Origin of the sequence: Parafrankia discariae, assembly GCF_000373365.1 — a bacterium.
GTDB classification, from domain to species: Bacteria; Actinomycetota; Actinomycetes; order Frankiales; family Frankiaceae; genus Parafrankia; species Parafrankia discariae.
Genome location: NZ_KB891148.1, coordinates 103,508 through 123,452 on the forward strand (window position 1 = coordinate 103,508; position 19,945 = coordinate 123,452).

General features: G+C 72.8%; 16 protein-coding genes. 10 read left to right on the forward strand and 6 right to left on the reverse strand.

From position 1 onward, the window contains the following. Positions 1-46 precede the first annotated feature (46 nt). The 9 genes from B056_RS0108125 to B056_RS0108170 all read left to right on the forward strand — a co-directional run bounded on the left by B056_RS0108125 (position 47) and on the right by B056_RS0108170 (position 9,532). On the forward strand, positions 47-883 hold the full coding sequence (locus B056_RS0108125; RefSeq protein ID WP_018501383.1) for an SDR family NAD(P)-dependent oxidoreductase: 837 nt from the start codon (positions 47-49) through the stop codon (positions 881-883). Then, positions 883-2,277: an aminotransferase class I/II-fold pyridoxal phosphate-dependent enzyme gene (locus B056_RS0108130; protein WP_018501384.1), complete on the forward strand. Its 1,395-nt coding sequence runs from the start codon at positions 883-885 to the stop codon at positions 2,275-2,277. The genes B056_RS0108125 and B056_RS0108130 overlap by 1 nt, the downstream gene beginning before the upstream one ends. A gap of 1 nt (position 2,278) precedes the next feature. Beyond that, positions 2,279-3,277, forward strand: a complete 999-nt coding sequence (locus tag B056_RS0108135) for a diiron oxygenase (RefSeq protein WP_230202887.1) — start codon at positions 2,279-2,281, stop codon at positions 3,275-3,277. 8 nt (positions 3,278-3,285) lie between these two features. After that, positions 3,286-4,131, forward strand: coding sequence for a tryptophan 2,3-dioxygenase family protein (locus tag B056_RS0108140; RefSeq protein ID WP_018501386.1), 846 nt, complete (start codon positions 3,286-3,288; stop codon positions 4,129-4,131). Then, a complete protein-coding gene (locus B056_RS0108145) occupies positions 4,128-5,024 on the forward strand; it encodes an alpha/beta hydrolase (RefSeq protein WP_018501387.1) in 897 nt (298 codons plus the stop codon). The genes B056_RS0108140 and B056_RS0108145 overlap by 4 nt, the downstream gene beginning before the upstream one ends. A gap of 253 nt (positions 5,025-5,277) precedes the next feature. Further along, positions 5,278-5,850, forward strand: a complete 573-nt coding sequence (locus tag B056_RS0108150; protein ID WP_018501388.1) for a heme-binding beta-barrel domain-containing protein — start codon at positions 5,278-5,280, stop codon at positions 5,848-5,850. A gap of 564 nt (positions 5,851-6,414) precedes the next feature. Then, entirely contained in the window at positions 6,415-8,040 is a 1,626-nt protein-coding gene (locus tag B056_RS0108155; protein WP_018501389.1) for a GMC oxidoreductase, read from the forward strand. A 152-nt stretch (positions 8,041-8,192) separates the two neighbouring features. After that, positions 8,193-8,597: an alpha/beta hydrolase gene (locus tag B056_RS35770; RefSeq protein WP_268258360.1), complete on the forward strand. Its 405-nt coding sequence runs from the start codon at positions 8,193-8,195 to the stop codon at positions 8,595-8,597. A 404-nt stretch (positions 8,598-9,001) separates the two neighbouring features. Further along, positions 9,002-9,532 carry a mycothiol transferase gene (locus B056_RS0108170; RefSeq protein ID WP_018501392.1) on the forward strand — a complete coding sequence of 177 codons (531 nt, stop codon included), beginning with the start codon at positions 9,002-9,004 and terminating at the stop codon, positions 9,530-9,532. A 27-nt stretch (positions 9,533-9,559) separates the two neighbouring features. On the opposite strand, the gene B056_RS0108175 is transcribed toward B056_RS0108170, so the two are convergent. The 5 genes from B056_RS0108175 to B056_RS0108195 form a co-directional block, all read right to left on the reverse strand. Next, positions 9,560-10,783, reverse strand: a complete 1,224-nt coding sequence (locus B056_RS0108175; protein ID WP_035750712.1) for a cytochrome P450 — start codon at positions 10,781-10,783, stop codon at positions 9,560-9,562. A 97-nt stretch (positions 10,784-10,880) separates the two neighbouring features. Next, positions 10,881-12,002 (reverse strand): LmeA family phospholipid-binding protein, encoded by a 1,122-nt coding sequence (locus tag B056_RS0108180; RefSeq protein WP_018501394.1) that lies wholly within the window; start codon positions 12,000-12,002, stop codon positions 10,881-10,883. Between the two features lie 34 nt (positions 12,003-12,036). Further along, entirely contained in the window at positions 12,037-13,236 is a 1,200-nt protein-coding gene (locus B056_RS0108185) for an ABC transporter substrate-binding protein (RefSeq protein WP_018501395.1), read from the reverse strand. Between the two features lie 921 nt (positions 13,237-14,157). Continuing rightward, complete coding sequence (locus B056_RS0108190; protein WP_018501396.1) at positions 14,158-14,970, reverse strand: SAM-dependent methyltransferase; 813 nt, start codon at positions 14,968-14,970, stop codon at positions 14,158-14,160. Between the two features lie 199 nt (positions 14,971-15,169). After that, positions 15,170-16,330 (reverse strand): hypothetical protein, encoded by a 1,161-nt coding sequence (locus B056_RS0108195; RefSeq protein ID WP_154676911.1) that lies wholly within the window; start codon positions 16,328-16,330, stop codon positions 15,170-15,172. 414 nt (positions 16,331-16,744) lie between these two features. Between B056_RS0108195 and B056_RS0108200 the strand changes: the two genes are divergently transcribed. Then, positions 16,745-17,608, forward strand: a complete 864-nt coding sequence (locus tag B056_RS0108200) for an ABC transporter permease (RefSeq protein WP_018501398.1) — start codon at positions 16,745-16,747, stop codon at positions 17,606-17,608. A gap of 24 nt (positions 17,609-17,632) precedes the next feature. Here the strand turns inward: B056_RS0108200 and B056_RS0108205 are convergent, their stop codons facing one another. Then, positions 17,633-19,930, reverse strand: a complete 2,298-nt coding sequence (locus B056_RS0108205; protein ID WP_026239458.1) for a type I polyketide synthase — start codon at positions 19,928-19,930, stop codon at positions 17,633-17,635. Between the last annotated feature and the right edge of the window lie 15 nt (positions 19,931-19,945).

The window sequence follows — 19,945 nt, forward strand, 5'->3', positions numbered from 1 at the left end:
GAGCAAGGTCGGGTTCAGGGGACGTTCGGCTTGGAGGGGGCGCCAGGTGCAGGACAACACTCGCTCCGCCGGCCGTACCCGGCCGCGGAACGTACTCGTGACCGGCGGGTCGAGCGGGATCGGCCGGGCCACCGTGCGCCAGTTCGCCCGGCACGGCGACACCGTCTGGTTCACCTACGCGTCCGGCCGGGAGCGTGCCGCCGCCCTCCTGGCCGAAACAGGGCGGGAGAACGGCGCCGACCTCCGTGCCTTCGAATTCCGCCAGGGTGACCGGGAAAGTCACCGGAACCTGGCAGAAGCTCTTCCCGGGCCGGTCGACATCCTCGTCAACAATGCCGCCGTCGGTACCCGGACGATAACCCGGTACGTCGCCGATCCCGAGGCTCGCGACGAGGCTTTCCTGCGCATCAACTGCCTCGGGCCGCTCTGGCTCGCCCGGCAGTTCCTGCCGGCGATGACGGAACGCGGCTACGGAAAAATCATCAACATCTCCAGTGTGGGCGGCGGGGTGACGCAGTTCCCTGGTTTCGACATCGCGGACGGCATCAGCAAGGCCGCGCTCGCCTACCTGACCCGCCATCTGGCCGCCGAGCTCGCCCACTCCCCCGTCGACGTGATGGCGCTCTGCCCCGGCGCGGTGGACACCACGATGCTGCGGGAGAGCACGCTGGACCCGCTTCCCCCGGACGCGCGCGCCGCGCTGGAGGCCGGGCTGCCGAAGGGACGACTGATCCGGCCCGAGGAGGTCGCGGCCGCCGTCTGGTGGCTGTGCCAGGACGAGTCCCGGCTGCTGCACGGCTCGGTCCTGGACGCCTCGATGGGGCTGGGCGTGCATCCCGGCCTGCTCACCGGCCGGGAGAGCGGCCGGGAGGTGACCGGCTGATGGTGTCCCGGCGCGCGGCGGCGCTCACGGCCCGGCCGCCGGCGATAGCCGCCGCCCATTTCCGCGCGCAGGCCGACCCCTACCACCCGCGGCGGCGGCCCGGCGGCTACCTCAACCTCGGCACCGCGGAGAACCGGTTGGTGTGGGATCTGCTCCGCCCCCGACTGGCCGCGCGCCGCCCGCCGGGCCCCGCCGACACCCAGTACGCGCCGCTGCACGGGGCGGCCGACTTCCGCGCGGCGCTCGCCGGTTTCCTGGGCGGCGTCTGCCGGACGGAGCTCGACCCCGACCATCTCGTCGTCGTCAGCGGGGTGAGCGCCGCGCTCGACGTCATCGCCTCGGTCCTGTGCGACCCGGGCGATGTGATCATCGTTCCGGCGCCCTACTACGGCTCGTTCGACGTCGACCTCACCGGCCGGTCCGGGGCCCGCCTGCTGCCGGTGCCGGTGCGACCCGGGCAGGCCGGTGCGGCCGGTCCGGCCGGGCAGGCCGGGCAGGCCGGGCAGGCCGGGCAGGCCGGGCAGGCCGACGGCACCGGGGCGGGCGACGACACCGGAGCTGGCGGCGGGATCGCCCGGGCGATCGACCGCGCGCTGGCCGACGCGCGGCGCCGCGGTGTCACCGTCCGCGCGGTCGCGCTGGCCTCGCCCGGCAATCCGGTCGGTCACGTGTACGGTGCGCCGCAGCTACGCGCCCTCTGCGAGGTCGCCGCCGGGTACGGGGTGGACGTCATCGCCGACGAGATCTACGCGAACTCGGTGTTCGGGCCCGCGCCGTTCGTGAGCGTCCTGGACCCGCGGGTGGACGCCGCCGGTGCCGGTACCCGCGCCCATCTGCTGTGGGGCTTCGCGAAGGACTTCGGGCTGCCCGGGTTCAAGGTCGGCGTGCTGCACTGCCCGGACCCGGAGATCCGGGCCGCGGCGCGCGCGTTCGCCTACTTCGCGCCGACCTCGACCGACACTCAGGCCGTGCTGCGGGACCTGCTCGGCGACACCGGGTGGGTCACCGGCTTCCTCGCCGAGAGCCGCCGACGGCTCGGTACCTCCTACACCCGGGCGACCGGGATGCTCACCGCGGCCGGCATCCCGTTCGTGCCCGTGGCGGCCGGGTTCTCCGTGTGGGCCGACCTGCGGGCGTGGTTGGCCGCGCCGACGTTCGCCGCCGAGCACGCGCTGTGGGAGCGGATCTTCGAGGAGCTGCGGGTGAACATCCTGCCGGGGCAGGCGTTCACCGCCCCCGAACCCGGCTGGTTCCGGATCTGCCACGCCACCGACCGGGCCGTCGTCGCCGAGGGGCTGCGGCGGATCGGTGGCCTGCCGCGGGCCGCCGGGCCCGGCCCGGCGGCGACCCCCGTCGCCACCGTGGCGGGCAGCGCCGGGCTCAGGAGGGACTGACATGCCAGGCGAACCCGCCGCGTCGACCGAACCCGCTCTGCCGGCCGGGCCCACCGCGTCGGCCGAACCCACCGCCTCGCCCGGCGGGAGCGCGTTCGGCTCCTGGTACTCCGCCGCCGGGGTCCGCGGCGGCGCCCGCCAGTTCTTCGGCCCGGAGATGGAGCGTGGCCGGGTCTTCTTCCCGGCGGAGCTCGTCCCCCACCTGTCCCACGAGGCGGTCCGGGCGCTGCCGCCGGCCCGGGTCCGCGAGCTGACCGTCCGGCATCTCTACCAGTTCCTCCTCTCCGCGACCCACCTGGAGACCCGGGTCGTCAACCGCGGGGCGGAGCGCATCGCCGCCAACCAGGCGGGCGTCGACCTGCCCACCGCGGGCCGGCTGGACGCGTACAAGATCTACTGCGACGAGGGCTACCACTCGCTCTACAGCCTCGACCTGGCCGACCAGATCGCCATCGCGACCGGCATCCCGATCCCCGGGTGCGACTACGGCGCCTTCGTCGGGGAGCTCGCCCGGACCGGCCGCGACCTGCTGCCCGGCGAGCCGGTGCTGGCCCAGCTCCTCCAGGTGATCGTCTTCGAGACCCTGATCACGGCCGTGCTCAACGAGGTCCCGAACGACCCGACCGTCGTCACGGCGGTGCGCGAGCTCACCCGGGACCACGCCCGCGACGAGGGCCGGCACCACCGCTTCTTCACCGGCTTCTTCCACGTCCTGTGGGCGCAGTTGAGCGGGTCGCTGCGGATCCGCGTCGGCGCCGCCGTCCCCGGCCTGGTCCTCGCCTGCCTGGCGGTGGACGTCGGGCCGATCCGCGTCTCGCTGCGACTCGCCGGGCTGGACGGCGCCGCCGCCGACGCCGTCGTCCGGGACGTCTACGGCGGGGCGGCCGCGACCCGCCGGAGCCGCGAGCTGGCCCGGGCGACGGTGCAGATGTGCGAGTCCGCCGGCGTGCTCGACCTCCCCGGGGCCCGGGAGCACTTCGCCACCCACGGGCTGGGGTGAGGCGCGCCGTGCCCGCTCCCGAGACCGACGGCGAGCCGCTCACCTACGCGACCTATCTGCGCCTCACCCAGCTCCTCGACCAGCAGCGGTGCCGAAGCTCACCCACCGCCCACGACGAGCTGCTGTTCATCACGATCCACCAGGTGTACGAGCTCTGGTTCAAGGTGCTGCTGTTCGAGCTCGCCGACGCGCGGGACCGCATGCTCCGCGGCGACGCCCGCGGAGCCGGGCTCCGACTGCGCCGGTGCCAGGAGATCGAACGGGTGCTGGTCGGGCAGATCGAGGTGGTCGACACGATGAGCCCGCGCGGCTTCCTGCAGTTCCGCGGGGTCCTCGGGACGTCCAGCGGCTTCCAGTCGGCGCAGTTCCGCGAGATCGAGTTCCTCTCCGGCACCCCCGACGACGGCTGGCTCGCCCGGGCGGGCTGGCTCAGCTCCGACGACCGGGCGCAGCTGTGCCGCCGCCTGGCCGAACCCGACCTGTGGGACGCCTTCCTCACCCTCGTCGGTGGCACCGGGTTCGCCGTGGCCACCGAACACCAGCGCGCGGCCGCCCTCGCCGAGATCGCCGGCGGGGACGAGTCGGCCGGCCGGAACGGGGGGCACGGTGAGCTGTGGGACCTCTCGGAGGCGCTGCTCAGCCACGACCAGATGTGGTCCGCCTGGCGCGCCCGGCACCTCACGGCGGTGGTGCGCCAGCTCGGGGAGAAGCCGGGCACCGGCGGGAGCGCGGGCGCCGGCTACCTGCGGGCGCGGGTCGATCTGAGGTTCTATCCGGAGCTGTGGGCCGCGCGGAGCCTGCTCGCCGCCGACGACGAGCCGCGGGAGACGGCCCCCGGGGCGGGGCGGCGGTGAGCGGCGCGCCCGGCCGGCGGACGTGGGAGAACGACCGGGAGCTGCGCGACCGCGCGTACTCGCCCAGCCTGACCGTGCCGGACATGGCCGGCTTCCTGCGGGAGTACGCCGCCAGGTCCGACGCGGCGCGGCGGAGCATCGCCTGGCGGGAGATCGCCTACGGGCCGACCGCCGCCGAGACCCTGCACCTGTTCCCGGCCCGGCGGGACCACGCCCCGTTGCAGGTCTTCGTCCACGGCGGCTACTGGCAGGAGCTGAGCCGGTGGGAGTCGTCGTTCGCCGCGCCGGACTTCGTCGCCCGCGGCGCGGCGTTCGCCGCGCTCGGCTACGGGCTCGCCCCCGCGCACCGGCTCGACGAGATCGTCGCCCAGGTCCGCCGAGGCGTCCACTGGCTGTTCCGGCATGCCGGCGAGCTGGGTGTCGATCCCACCCGCGTCTTCCTGAGCGGCTCGTCCGCCGGAGCCCACCTGGTCGCGATGTGCCTGCTCGACGGCTGGCTGCCGGCCCCGCTGCGCCCACGGGACGTCATCCGCGGCGCGACCCTGCTCAGCGGGATCTACGACCTCGAGCCGCTGCGGGACACCTACGTCGGGGAGGCCATCGGGCTCACCGCCGCCGAGGCCGCCCGCAACAGCCCGCTGCGCCGGGCGGGCAGCCGGCTCCCGCCGCTGGTCGTCGCGCGCGGCGAGCGGGAGACGGTGGCCTTCGCCGCCCAGCACAGCGCCTTCACCACCTCCCTGGCCGGGACGGGCACCCCGGTGACCGCGCTGGTGGCCGCGGGCCGGCACCACTTCGACCTGCCCTTCGACCTCGGCGACCCGGCCACCCTCCTCGGCCGGGCGACGCTGACGCGGATGGGCCTGGCCGTTCGCCTCCCGGCGGACGGGCGATAGCCCGACACCCCGGGGGCCGGCGACTCCCCGCCCCCGGCCGACCGGCCGGAAGTGGCGGTCACGCACCGTCACCCGCCCCGTCCCACCAGGCCGGGTCCGGCTTCGTGAGCAGGACAGACGTCCCGCCGGCGGGCCGCGGACGCGCGTCGGCGGGAACTCTCCGCAAACGGGGCGCCCGGGATCAACGGGTAATCTCGGGACGATCCGGCATCAGGCCGGCTCACGATCATGGCCGGTCAAGGAGGGATCAACGGTGGCGGAAGAGGTTGGCCCGGAGTTCGGTCCGCTGGCGGTACTGGCCGGCGAGTGGGAGGGCGACCAGGGGGTGGACGTCGCCTTCGGGAACACCGAGGGCTCGATGATCACGACCCCGTTCCGCGAGCGGGTCACCCTCAAGCCGTTCGGCCCGGTGGACAACGGCACGCAGCATCTCTACGGCCTGGACTACCACATGGCCGCCTGGCGGTTCGGTGAGGAGAAGCCGTTCCACACCGAGATCGGCTACTGGCTGTGGGACGCCGAGCTCGGGCACGTGATGCGCTGCTTCATGGTTCCCCGCGGCCAGGTGCTGATCGCCGGCGGCATCGTCGCGCCGGACGCGACCAGCTACACGCTGCGCGCGGAGGTCGGCTCGACGGAGTACGGCATCCTGTCCAACCCCTACCTGGCGCGCGCCGCGAACACGACGCTCTACGAGGTGACCATCTCCGTCGCCCCGGACGGCAGCTTCACCTACGACTCCACCACCACGATCGACCATGCGCGGGTGTCCGAACCGGTCGCCCACACCGACCACAACGTGCTGCGCCGGCTGCCCGAGGCGTAGCCGGGGCCGCCATCGCGCCCAGGCCCACCGACCACCCGCGCACACCCCCACGAACGCTCACCCCCACAACCGCACACCGCCGAGCGCCGGACTTTCCAGTCCGGCGCTCGCGCGTGCGCCGGTCCTTCCGCGCGCGGCCCCGCCCGGCCCTCCACCCGAACCGCTGGTGGCCTCGACGTCGGGCGCGACGTGAACCGGCGCGCACCACAAACAAGGCACCCCGACAAGGAATCCCGCCGGGAAACCAGGAGCCCTGTTCTCGAAGAAGCCGGCGAACCGGGCACACATCTTTCTATTGACATGTGAGCCGTTACTAACGATGCTGGGTGACGCCCGGAACGGGGCATTTCGGGTGCCCCGCCCGCTCTGAGCACGACCGTACGCGTAACCAGAGCAGCTGAATTTCCGCCCGCAGCGGACACCCCTCGGCAATTGCCCCTGCCCGCGTCCGCCCGGATTTCGTGACTTACGTCGGCGCACCCCAGCCGGCCGGTGGACCTCCCGTCCACCCGCGTGCGGCCGAAGGACGCGCACCCTGCCCGCGATTCAACTCTGGAGTCCACCATGCCCGAAAACACGCCCGACACCGTCGAATCCACCCCCGGCCTCAACCGCCGGCACTTAATCGGCACGGCGGCCATCGGTGCCGCCGCGATCGGCGGTTTCACCGCGGGGCCGGGGGCCGTCCGGGCCCGGGCCGCCACCCCCGTGCCGGCCACGGTGCAGCGGGAGCGCGCCGTGGTCATCGGCAGCGGCTTCGGCGGCGGCGTGACCGCGTTGCGGCTGGCCCAGGTCGGCGTGTCGACGCTGGTCCTGGAGCGCGGACTGCGCTGGCCCACCGGGCCGAACGCCACGACGTTCTGCCGCTTCGCCAACATCGACAACCGCTCCGCCTGGCTGACCGACCACGCCACGGTCGGCGGCGTGGTGAAGACGTGGGAGCCCTACACCGGGGTGATCGAGAGCATTCCCGGCAACGGAATCACGGTGAACTGCGGAGCGGCCGTCGGCGGCGGCTCGCTGATGTACCACGGTATGACGCTGAAACCGTCGAAGGCGAACTTCGCCGCGTCGATTCCGGTGGCCGCGAACCTCTACGACGAGCTCAACCTGTGGGCGTATCCACTGGTGGCCAGCATGCTGGGTGTCTCCACGATTCCGGCCGACATCCTGAACTCCGACCCGTACAAGTCCTCCCGGGTCTTCCGGGACGTGGCACCGGGCGCGGGCCTGGAGCCGTTCCAGGTTCCGCTGCCGATCGACTGGCAGTACGTGCGCGGCGAACTGAACGGCCAGTACCAGCCGACCTACACCACCAGCGACATCGCCTTCGGTGTCAACAACGGCGGTAAGCGCTCCATCGACGTCACCTACCTCAAGGCCGCGGAGGCCACCGGTCGGGTCCGCGTCGCGACGCTGCACGTCGTCCGCGACATCGCGCTCGACGCGAACAAGAAGTGGGTACTGACGGTCGACCGCATCAACACCGGCGGCGTCGTCCAGGAGACGAAGACCATCGTCGCGGACGCGGTGTTCCTCAACGCGGGCTCCGCCGGCACGACCCGCCTGCTGGTGAAGTCCAAGGCGAAGGGGCTGATCCCCAACCTGCCGGACGCCGTCGGCACCCAGTGGGGGAACAACGGCGACCGCATCTACCTGTGGAACGGCATGAACGGCGACATCGGGACCCAGCAGGGTGGTCCCGCCTGCGTGGGCGGCCGCGACACCACCAGCTCGATCCCGCTGACCATCATCCACGCGGGCTCCCCCATTCCGAGCACCGCCGGCAAGCTGATGACGGTCGTCGGCTTCGGGATCGTGAACCCCGCCGGTACCTGGGCCTACGACTCGGCGAAGGACGACGCCGTGCTGACCTGGCCGTCCAGCGGTGACGCCGCGCTGCAGGCGCTGATCGCCGCGCGCATGCAGAAGATCGCCCAGGTGGGCGGCGGCATCATGATCGACACGAACGCCCAGGCGAACTCGACGTGGCACGCCCTGGGCGGCGTGCCCATGGGGTCCGCGGTCGACCTCTACGGCCGGGTCATCGGCCAGAAGGGCCTCTACGTGCTCGATGGCTCCCGGATCCCGGGCTCCACCGGCGCCTGCAACCCGTCCATGACGATCGCGGCCCTCGCCGAGCACAGCATGTCCAAAATCGTTCTCCAGGACGTCGGACGCGTCTTCTAGGTTCCCGCTCCCGGCACGCCCGGGGTACCGATCCCGTGACCTGCGGGATCGGTACCCACCGGCCCGCGGAGGCGGAGCCGGCGCCCGCGCTGCCCGCCTACCACAACGACCTGATCGTGCTGGCGTAGGTTCAGGCTTCTCACCAGCATCTTTTGACAATCGGGCGGACAACGGGTCCATACCCGCGCTGCACACGCACGGCTGGGCCCCTGCGACCGCACGACGCAGCAGCGGCTCCCGTGGACCATGCCGACGCGTATATCGATCCGGAGTACTTCCACGAGCTGTTCTGCGCCGATGTCGACGCGGGGCAGGCGGCGATCATGGCCTCGAGCCAGCGCGGCTTCGCCGCGTCGTGCCTGTCGACGCCGTCGGGGTGGCGCACGATTCCGAGCTGGTATCTCGTGGCGGCGAACGACGCAACGATCCCACCGGAGGCCGAGCGGGTGACGGCGGCGCGCGCCGGCGCGCGCACGATCGAGGTGGCCAGCTCCCACGTAGCCATGGTCAGCCACCCGGCGGAGACGGCCGACCTGATCATCGCCGCCGCCAGCTGACGATCACCGAGCCCGGCCCACCGGCGGTCCCCACGTTCGGTGGACCGGGCTCGGCGCGGCTCGGGAACATCCACACCGAGCCGTTCGGCGCGGCAGAGTCCGGCGTCGGCTCACGTTGTCCGGCGTCGGCTCACGTTGAGGGGTGCCCTTGCGCAGGCCGGGGGCCTGCCAGGCCAGGACCGCGAGGCTCTCGTGCGGGCAGCGGTAGCCCATCGACTTGCTGAGCCGTTGCTCACCAGCAGCCCGCGAGGACGGACCGTCCACCTCGACGCGGGCGCCCAGCGGATCGTGGACAGCTACCGGCAGCGCGGGCTCGCCTGCCAGTTCCGCACCCGCGATGCCGAGGTCCCCGGCTACGGCGGCGGCGCGCCCGCAAGTAGGCGGGGACCTCGTACAGTACGGCCATGAGCTCCGGCGTCCCGCTCCTCACCGACGCGTTCGGGCGGATCCGGGAGATCGTGCACGGCGTCGTCGACGGCCTGACCCCGGGCGAGCTGAACCACCGGCTGGACGGCCGGGCCAACTCGATCACCTGGCTCGTCTGGCACCTCACCCGGGTGCAGGACGACCACGTCGCCGCCGCGGCCGGGTCGGAGCAGGTCTGGGTCGCGGGCGGCTGGGAGCGGCGGTTCGGGCTGGACCTCCCCACCGGGCCGCGGGACGGGTACCGGGCGATCGGCTACGGCCACAGCTCGGCCGACGTCGACGCGGTGCGCGTCACCGATCCCGGTCTGCTGCTCGGCTACCACGACGCCGTCCACGAGCGGACCGTCCGCTATGTCGGGCAGCTGGGTGACGCGGACTTCGACCGGATCGTGGACGAGGCGTGGGATCCCCCCGTCACCCTCGGTGTGCGGCTGGTGAGCGTCGTCTCGGACGACCTCCAGCACGCCGGGCAGGCGGCGTTCGTCCGCGGGCTCGTCCACCCCGGCTGACCACCCGGGCACTCCGCCAGCCCAGGGTCAGCCCGCCGGGGTCAGCCGGGGGCCCGGGGTGAAGGTGATCGGCACCGCCTGCGGCGCCCGGTTGAACGTCGAGTGGAAGTCGATGTCCGCGCCGGGCCGGAGGCGGACGTCGACGAGGCGCGTGACGATCTCCTCGAGGGCGATGCGCAGGTTCATCCGGGCCAGGTTGGAGCCGGCGCAGCGGTGCGGCCCGGCGCCGAACGCGATGTGCCGGTTACGTCCACGCTCGAGGTCGAACGTGTCGGCGTCGTCGAACTCGGACTCGTCCCGGTTCGCCGACGCCCAGTAGATGAGCACCCGCTCACCGGCATTGATCTGACGCCCGCCGAGCTCGGTGTCGTGCCGGGCCGTGCGGGCGATGCAGATGAACGAGCCGTCGAGGCGCAGCAGTTCCTCCACCGCGTCGGGGATCAGCTCCGGGTTCTCGCGCAGCCGGGCGAGGATCTCCGGGTGCCGGCAGAACCGGATCATCGACATCCCGAGCACACCGGCCGTCGTCTCCAGGCCGCCGAGGACGAGGAGCTGGACCGTCCCGACCGCCTCCGCCGGGGTGATCGGCCGGCCCTCGATGTCGGCGGCCATGACGGCGTCGACGACGTCGCCGCGCGGGCCCTCCTCGCGCCGGCGCGCCATGAGCGCTCCGATCCACGCCGCCAGCTTCCCGTGGCTCTCCCGGGACTCCGCCAGGTGCGACAGCGACGCCAGGGTCGCCCAGTGGTTGACCATCTCGAGGTCCTCGGCGGGCGCGTGCAGCGCCAGGTCGAAGAACGCGAGCCCGGGCAGCGGGCGGGCGAAGTCCGCCATGAACTCGCACTCACCGGCCTCGACGAACCCGTCGATGAGCCGGTTCACGAGCTCCCGGGTCCGCTGCTCCCACTCGGCGACGACGACCGGCCGGAAGTGGGTGTTGATCAGGCGCTTGAAGGTGCGCTGCAGCGGCGGGTCGATCGTCACCGGCAGGATCTTCATCGGCGTGGGGGTGTGCGGGACGGTGATGCCCAGCTCGGAGCTGAACGTCTCCCAGTCCTGCGCGACCCGGAGCACGTCCTCGTAGCCGGTCACCACCCAGAAGCCGTCGTACTGGTCGCTGTGCGCCACCGGGCACCGCGACCGGGCCAGGGTCAGCGCGGGGTGTGGATCGCGGGCGAGCTCAGGCGAGAGGTGGTCGAAATGGTGCTCGACCCACTGCGCATCCAACTGACCGGTAGCCACGTCCGTCATCTCCACAGCACCTCGCACACGTCCATGCCAACGTGCCCGGTCGGGCAACGGACCGGGTCGCGAGCAGCGTACCAATGAGTGAGTCCTCGCTTAGCGATTACGCCCCTGGCCTGGACGGGCACTGGCGCGGCTCGGGCTGCTCCGCCGCGGGCAGGACGACGTCGTGGGCGGTGGCGGTCAGCGACAGCCCCGCCCGGCCCGTCGACGCCTCGACGATGTCGAGGTCCAGCGGCAGCTGGCCGACCGGGATCCTGATCGGGGGCAGCAGGCCGCCCACGGGCACCGGGATCGTGGCGTTGATGGCCCCGCGCAGCGTCACCTCACTGGGGACGAGCGTGAGCACGTTGTCGCGGACCTCGAAGGTGGTAACGCCCCCGATCTCCTGGGAGCCGAACAACCACAGGTCGGTGCGCCCGGAGATCTCCACCCGCCGGCCGCCGTCGACCGGGTTCACCTGCAGGCCGCCGGGCAGCCCGGCCAGGTAGGTGTTGAGGTCGGCGTAGTCGAGCCGGACGGTCGCCCGGATGTCGTCGACGGGCACCGCGCCGACCGACCCGGAGATCATGTCCCCGAGCGGCACGTGGATGCCGGACAGCCGCGCCTGCACCGCGGAGATCCGGGGCCCCGGGGTGGGGATCCCCTCGATGGTCACCCCGATCTCCTTGAACTTGCCGAGCAGGATCTGGGTGAGGAAGGGGAAACCGCCGATGTGCACGTCGCGCACGGTCGGCACGGGAGAACCGCAGTCCAGGCTCTCCGCCACGCTGACCTCGATCTGCTTGGCCATCTGGCCCTCCGCGACCGAGACCGCGGCCCGGTCACCCACCACCAGCAGCACGAGGCCGACAACCGCCGCGATCAGGGCCCAGAGCCGCCGACGCCGCCGCCGACGGGCCGGAGCGGGTTCGTAGGCCGTCGTCGGCGGGACCGGCGGTCCTGGCGGGACCGGCGGGACCGGGTGGAACTCCCCGGCGGGGGGCGGCGGCCCGGGCGCGGGGCCCGGCTGGCCGGCATACGGGCTGGCGGCGGCCACCGCGCCGGCGTGGCGGTACAGGTCCATCGTCGGCCGGTCGCCGCCCGGCGCGGGCCACGCTCCCGGTTCGGACCGCGGCTCCGGCTCAGGCCACTCCTCCGACACCGGCCGCGCCCACGGTGAGCGGTGGGCGGGGACGTCGCCCTCGGCCGCGTGCTGGTCCGTCCCGTCGCCGCCGTGGTTCACCGGACATCTCCGCTCCGCTCGGCGTCGGCCAGGCTCAGAGCCTACTGCCGCAGAAGTCGGGGTCCACCACCTCGAGGCCCGTGCCCGCCGCGTTGACCCGGACGAAGGCGTAGCACTCGCGCAGACGCCCGAAATCCTCGGCGAAGTCGGTTCTGGTGATGAGGCCGCCAGCGTCATAGTCCTGCACCGCGCGCAGGCCGTCCATGAAGGATCGCCGGCTCGGGCACGGCCCGGCGTCCTCCAGCCCGCGGACGAGCATGTCCGCGACGACGTAGGCGCTCAGGGCGAGGGCCTGGTCCGGGTCGACGAGCTGCGGGGCGTACCGGGACACCGCCGCGCGGTAGGCGTCGAGAGCCGGCGAGTTGGCCTGGAACGGCAGGTAGTTGGCGTAGGAGGTGACCCCCGCGAGGCGGGCGCCGTAGGCCCGCAGCAGCTCCGCGCTGACCTCGCGGCCGGTCAGGATGACCTTGAGCGGTACCCCGGCCTCGCGCGCGGCGTCGACGAGCTGCGCGAGCGTCTCGGTGTCCATCGCGGCGACCAGGCTGTCGACGCCGTTGTCCACCATCCACTCGGCGATCCGGGTGGCGCTCGCCCGCCCCGGCTGGTACTCGGTGACCTGCCCCGCGGGAATCTCGACACCGGCGGCGCGCAGGCTCACGATCAGCTGGTCGGCGAACTGCATCGAGGTGCTCCCGCCGGCGTAGTCCCGGACGATCACCGCCCGGGTACCGCCCTGCGCACGGACGTACCGGCCGAACGTGTCAACCGACCGCCCGTCGGTGAAGACGTAGGAGAACGAGAACATGTTCCGGTACCGGGACCACGCGTCCTCCACCGCGAGGCCGACCACGGGCACCGCCGCATCGGCCAGGTAGGGGGCCCCACCGGAACTGGCGGTGCTCGTCTCCAGGACTCCGAAGACCCCCTCCCGCTCCACCAGCTGCCGGCTCATGGTCAGGTTCGCCGACGGGTCCGCCTGGTCGTCGCGCCACACGTAGCTGATCCGGCGCCCGTGCACTCCTCCGGAGGCGTTCGCGAGCCCGAGCCGGGCGTCGATGCCCGCCCGCGCCGCGCCGAACGAGCTGGCGAGGCCGCCCGAGTCCGGGTACAGCAGCCCCACCTTGACGACCTCCCGCGCGGTGACACCGGGCGCGACGCAGCCGTCCGCGGCGTCCGTCGTCGCGTCGCTGCCCGCGCAGCCGACCAGCGACGCGACGGATAATGCGGCCGCCACCGTACACAACACGGATCGAGCGGAGTTCACACCAGCCTCCAAACGATAATCAATGTTCGCCCCACACCGCGGAGAAACAGGCACGACCGCCAAGAGTTTTCAGTATTCGGCCGACTTTCACATATACGGGCGCCCGCCATTGCGTCGCAAAAGAAGCGTCGCCCTCCTCCGGCCGATGACGGACCGGGCGCGGGGACATCTGCCGCGCGCCCACCGGACCACAATCTCGACCTTTCCTGCACCCTAACAGGAACCGGAACCGGACGGCATCAATGTGTCCGCCCGACCAGGACGGCAGCTTCAGGACGGCATCAGCCAATCCCGGCAATTGCTGTACAACAAGTTCCGTATCGGCCGCCTACTGGCCGGAAAAGATCCGCCAGACACCGACCCCGGCACGGCCCGGACGGCCGGGTCGATCCAACGGGGATCGCCCGCCATGGCAGGAGTCCTCGGGCCACCGCCGGCGGGCGGGGCGGCGGCGCCCGCCAGGCCGGCCGCGCCCGGACGGGCCCACCGGACCCGCCCGGCGCGGAGCCGCCCGCCGAGCCGCCGGTGACATCACCGGGATAACCGGCCGCGCACTCGTCGGCCGGCCACATTGATTACCGCGGGCAGACCGGCCCGGTATCGGCGCGAAAATCTTCCCGGCTCCGGATCGACATTTCCGCATACCGGGTCGCGACACAATTGGGAACATCTCGACGAACGGCCGCGGCGAGCAGACCTGTTCCGGAGCGGGTAGGCCCTTGAACACGGCACGGCGGCCGTACTGCCGCGGAGCGGGTCGGGCGCCTCACCGACAAGACGCCCGACTTCCAGTCAGGTACTCCAGCGCACGGGACCCTGAGGCGGGGCGTCCCGTGCGCCACGTCGCGCATGGCGGCGCCGCACGTCGGCGGCGCCAGCGTGGGACGCCGGCTACGGCTTGCGGCCGACCCCGCACGACTCCAGCGGCGCGAGCGGCTCGCCCGGCTCCGGGTCGTGGCGCCAGAACGGCGGGGAGACGATGCCGGGCTCGACGAGCTCGAGGCCGTCGAAGAAACGGGTGATCTCGGCGACCGAGCGGTAGCGGTAGCCGTAACCGGTGCTGCTGACCTGGTTCATGTCCTCGACGGTGACGTCCTTGTTCGCGGCCGGCGCGGTGGTCGTGTCGTCGGAGCCGTCCTCGAGCACCAGGAAGCTGCCCGACGGCAGGGCGCCCACCATGCGCCGGGCGATCGAGTAGGCCTCGTCGAGGTCCGGGATCAGACCCATGATCGACATGAACATGAGCCCGATCGGCTTGTTGAAGTCCAGCGTCTCGGCCGCGAAGGAGAGAATCCGGTCGGGGTCGCGCGCGTCGGCGTCGAGGTAGGTCGTGACGCCCTCCGGGGAACTGGTGAGCAGCGCGCGGGCGTGGGTCAGCACCATCGGGTCGTTGTCGACGTAGACGATCCGCGATTCCGGCGCGAAGCGCTGCGCGACCTGGTGGGTGTTGTTCTCGACGGGAAGGCCTGTGCCGACGTCGAGGAACTGCCGTACGCCCTCCTCGGCGACCAGGTGGGTGATGGCGCGCGCCAGGAACGCCCGGGACGCCCGTGCCACGTCGACAATCTGCGGGAAGACCGCGATGGACTCGTCGCCGTGGGCGCGGTCGACGGGGAAGTTGTCCTTGCCACCGAGGAAGTAGTTCCAGACCCGGGCCGAGTGGGGCCGGGTGGTGTCGAAGGTCGGGGGCGGATAGTTGGTCACGGCGCGTGAGCTCCCGTTCGAGGGCCATTTCTGGCGAGGGCCGATGCTGTCTCCGTCGTAATGGCGGAATCGTAGAACCTGTTAGGAAGATCCCACCGACCGGGGAGGGCGACAACACACCGCGAGGGCGCGCCCCCTTCGGGAGCGCGCCCTCGCTGCCGACTCGAAACGGCGGGATTCCGCTGTCTGCGGGGACCAGCTACTTCAGCGAGACGGACGGGTCGATGAACTCGTCAGTGGTGACATCAGCCGCGGTCAGCCCGGCGGCGGGCGCCGTGCCGGCGGCGGTGAGGACGGGCGTCAGCCGGCCGATCAGGTCCTGGACCCGCGCGGTGTCGAAGCTCCCGAACACGCCGTCGGCCCCGTTCGCGACCAGCCCGAGCTCACGCTGCTTGCTGTTCCCGTCCTCCAGCAGGCCGCTCGACAGCTCGTAGCCCCCGGTGTCGAGCTTCGAGGTGACCTCGATCATCAGATCGTTGGCCGGCTTCGGGTCGGCCTGGTAGTCCACCATCGCCCGCTGGAACAGCGGCACCAGTGCCTTCAGGCACGCCCGGTTCGCCGCCAGCTTGTCCTTGCGGACGCCGAGCACGTTCGCGTACGCCGGGTACTCGTCCCCGACGAGGACGTACTTCACCGGCCTGGCCCACTCCTTGACGTCGTGCTCGAGCCGGTACGGCTCGTCGGTGACGAACCCGAGCTGGATGAGCTTGCCGTCCTCCGCCACGAACCGGCTGATCTCCCCGTCGTACGAGGTGTCGACCTGCGGACGCTGGAGCAGGCCCGCGCCGATGAGGACGTCCAGATAGGGCTCGTCGCTGGCGAGGACCGTCTTCCCCGACCTGCCGATGTCGGCCAACGTGGTGAAGTCGAGCGACGGGTCACCCCAGAAGAACATCAGCGGCGACTTGGCGTAGGGGGCGAGGACCGCGACCGACGGATGGTCCGCCGAGTTGCTGATCATCTCGTCCATGTCCAGGTAGCCGAGCAGGATGTCGTCGTCCGTCTCGAACAGCGACGACGCCGAGTCGAAGCCCACCGCCGGGCCGCCGGACCGGATCTCGAGGTTCACACCGGTCGCGCCGAGCGGCCCCGTCACCCGGAAGTCGCCCGCGTCGATCTTCGGATTCGCGCCGAGGAGCTGGTAGGTGGCGCCGTAGTCGACCTCGGGCCACCAGCTCGTCTGCACGACGACGGTGTCCGGGCAGACGCCCTTGAGCGGGGTGGTGTAACTCGCCCCGGCGGCCGTCCCGCCGGTGACACCGGCGTTCTCGGGCTCGTCCTGGGAGTCGCCGCAGGCGGCCAGGCCGAAGGCCAGCCCCACGGAACAGACCAGGGCCGCCACCGTACGAAGTCTCGTCACGTGTGCTGCTCTCCTCGGCGCAGGAAGGAAGGGAGGTACGCGGGACGCGGACCCAGGAGAGGCGAGTCGCCACAGTGACAACCGCGTGCTGTCTCCGTCACCTCCGATATGGGCGATAGCCTCCCACGTCCGACACCTCGGGCAGCAGGCACCTCCCGCCGCACGCCGCAGCGCGTCCCGGCCGGAGGACACCGCGGACTCGTGAACAGGTGTCTGCCGGTCCCGGCCGGACGCGCTGTCGCTCGCCCCGTGGGCCGGCCTCGGTCCGCTGTGCGGCTACGTGGCCGTCCTGCTGGCCCTCGCCGCCCACCGGCTGCGCCACCGCGACACCTAGGATTCGGACGAGGCGCACGATCGGGGGCGAATCCCCCCGAACGGGCCTCGCGACCAGACTCTCGACCGAAGGGTTCCTAGGTGCCAGACGGGGACGACGGCGGGCACACGGCGCCGGTGGGGCCGGGGGCGGCCCGCCCGCGGCGGGCGGGCGTCCTCGCCGCCCGGGCCGCGCGGACGGTGCTGCCGCCGTTCGCGGTGTTCGCGGCCGTGATCGGCGTCTGGTACGCCGTCACCTACTGGTTCCTCGCCCCCCGCCGCCGGTTCCTGCTGCCCCCGCCGCACGAGGTCGTCTCCGAGGGCTTCCTGGACCGCCGCACCGCCGACGAGATCCTCACCGCGCTCGGCGGGACGGCGAAGGTCGCGCTCACCGGCCTCGCGATCGCCGCGGGCCTCGGCATCCTCTCGGCGATCCTCATGTCGCAGGCCCGCTGGATCGAGAACTCGTTCTACCCCTGGGCCATCCTCCTGCAGACGATCCCGATCCTGGCCATCGTCCCGCTGATCGGGTTCTGGCTCGGCTACGGATTCTGGTCCCGGACGGTCGTGTGCGTCGTGATCTCGATGTTCCCGATGATCACCAACACACTGTTCGGCATCCAGTCCGTGGACGCCGGCCATCACGACCTGTTCACGCTGCGCCGGGTCGGGCGGTGGCGCCGGCTGCTGCGCCTCGAGCTCCCGAGCGCGCTGCCCGCGATCTTCGTCGGCCTGCGTATCTCCGCCGGCCTCGCGGTGATCGGCGCGATCGTCGGCGACTTCTTCTTCCGCCGTGGCGACGTCGGGATCGGCGCGCTCATCGACAACTACACCCGCGACCTGTCCTCCGGCCCGCTGTTCGCCGCGATCATCGTCTCGGCACTGTTCGGCCTGGTCGTGTTCTGGTTCTTCGGCCTGGCAGCGCGCCTGGTCGTCGGCCCGTGGCACGACTCCGCGCGTGGCTGACACCACCGCGGCGGCATCCGCCACTCAGCGCTGACCCCGCGCGCCCGCCACGCTCGGTGCGGCGGCCTGGTCAGGCTCCGCGACCTCCAGCCAGTACCGCCGGCGTTGGAAGGCGTACGTGGGCAGGTCGATCCGCCGCGCGCCGGTGCCCGCGAAGAACGCCCGCCAGTCGACGGCCTGCCCCCACCCGTACAGCACGCCGACCGCCTCGGTGACGGCGCGGGCCTCGGCGCGACCGGCTGGCAGCAGCACCCACGACCTCGCGCCGCGCGGAATGTCGACGCCGGCCGCGTCACGCCCCACGACCAGCACGTTCGTGGTGCCCGGGGGAACACGGCAGCCGGACGGCGCGCCGCGGGTCCCCGCCGCCAGCAGTGCCCGCAGGTCGTCCAGCGACAGCGCGCCCCGCACGTACGCGGCCGCGGCCTCACCAGTGCCGTGCCCGACGACGGCGTCGGGCCGCACGCCCCAGGACTCCACCAGCCGGCACAGCGCCACCTGAACGGCCATCTGAAGGGCCTCCTCCGTCTCCGCGAGAGCCGCTCGGAGGATCGTCCACTGCGCGGCGAAGGCCGGGAAGGCCGCCGCCAGTGCGCGGCCGGCGCCGCTCCCCCACCCGTTCCCACCGGGCAGCGCGAACACGATCCCGGCTCCGGCACGGCCGTCCACCTCGCCGGGAGCGGCCCCCGGGCCCGCCGGCGGGTCGGCGGCCATCGCGGTCAGGCCGAGCAGGAACTCCGCGCGGTCATCGGCGACCAGCACCGCCCGGTGCGGGAAGGCGCTGCGGCCGGTCGCGAGCGAGAACCCGACGTCGGCCGGGAGGAGATCGACCCGCTCGGTCACCAGGTCGAGCAGGCGCCGGGCCTGGGCCCGCAGCGCGGCCGGCGACCGGGCCGACAGCGGCCACGGCACCACCGACCGGTCCGCCGGCCGGTCCGCCGCGTGCCCGGCCGCCGTGTCGGCGAGCGGCGGCGGCTGGTCCTGTTCGAGGATCACGTGCGCCAGCGTGCCGTTGGCGCCGAACGAGGAGACCCCCACCCGGCGGGGCCGGCCGTCGGTGTCCGGCCAGGGCACCGGTTCGGTCAGCAGCGCCACCGTGCCCGCGGACCAGTCCGCGTGCGGGGTCGGGGCGTCGACGTGCATGCTGCGCGGCAGCACGCCGCGCCGCATGGCCAGCGCCATCTTGATGACGGCGCCGGCGCCCCCGGCGGCCTGGGTGTGGCCCAGGTTCGACTTCAGCGAACCCAGCCACAGCGGCCGGCCGGCGGGCCGGTCGCGCCCGTAGGTGGCCAGCAGGGCCGCCAGCTCGATCGGATCGCCCACCGGGGTTCCGGTGCCGTGGCCCTCCACCGCGTCGACGTCCGCCGGGGCGAGGCCGGCGTCGGCCAGCGCCCGGCTGATGAGCCGTTCCTGCGAGGCGCTGCTGGGAGCGGTGAAGCCGTTGGTCGCGCCGCCCTGCTCCACGGCGCTGCCGCGCATCACCGCCAGCACCGGATGGCCGTTGCGCCGGGCGTCGCCGAGCCGCTCCACCAGCAGGACCCCCACCCCCTCGGAGATGCCGGTGCCGTCGGCCGCCGCAGCGAAGGACTTGCATCGGCTGTCCGGGGCCAGGCCCTGCCCGTGCCGGGTCGTCTCCTCCCACAGCTCCGGGGTGGCCAGCACCGAGACCCCGCCGACCAGGGCGAGCGAGCACTCGTCGCGCCGCAGGGCCTGGCTGGCCAGGTGCAGGCCGACCAGCGAGGAGGCGCACGCGGCGTCCAGCGTCACGCAGGGCCCCTCGAGACCGAACGTGTAGGAGACGCGCCCGGACGCGATGCTGCCCGCGCTGCCGAAGTAGGCGTAGCCGTCGATGCCCGGGGGCGGTGGGCGCAGCCGGTAGCCGTAGTCGTGGAAGATCACGCCGAAGTACACGCCGGTGCGGCTGCCCCGCGCCGAATGCGGGTCGATCCCGGCGTGCTCGAAGGCCTCCCACGAGGTCTCCAGCAACAGCCGCTGCTGCGGGTCGGTGGCCAGCGCCTCGTTCTCCGACATCCCGAAGAACTCCGGGTCGAAGTCGGCCGCGTCGTGCAGGAAGCCACCCCCGAAGCAGCTGAGGGCCGAGGTGTCCCAGCCCCGGTTGGTCGGGAACGGGGTGATGGCGTCGCCGCCGGCGGCGACGAACCGCCACAGCTCGTCGGGTGAGCGCACCCCGCCCGGGAAACGGCAGGCCATCCCGATGATCGCTATCGGCTCGCCGGCCCGCGCGACCAGCCCTCGCAGCCGCTCGTTCTCCTTCATCGCAGCGCGCAGCGCCTCGACGAGGCGATCAGGGGGAACTGTCACCAGGGCCTCCGGCGG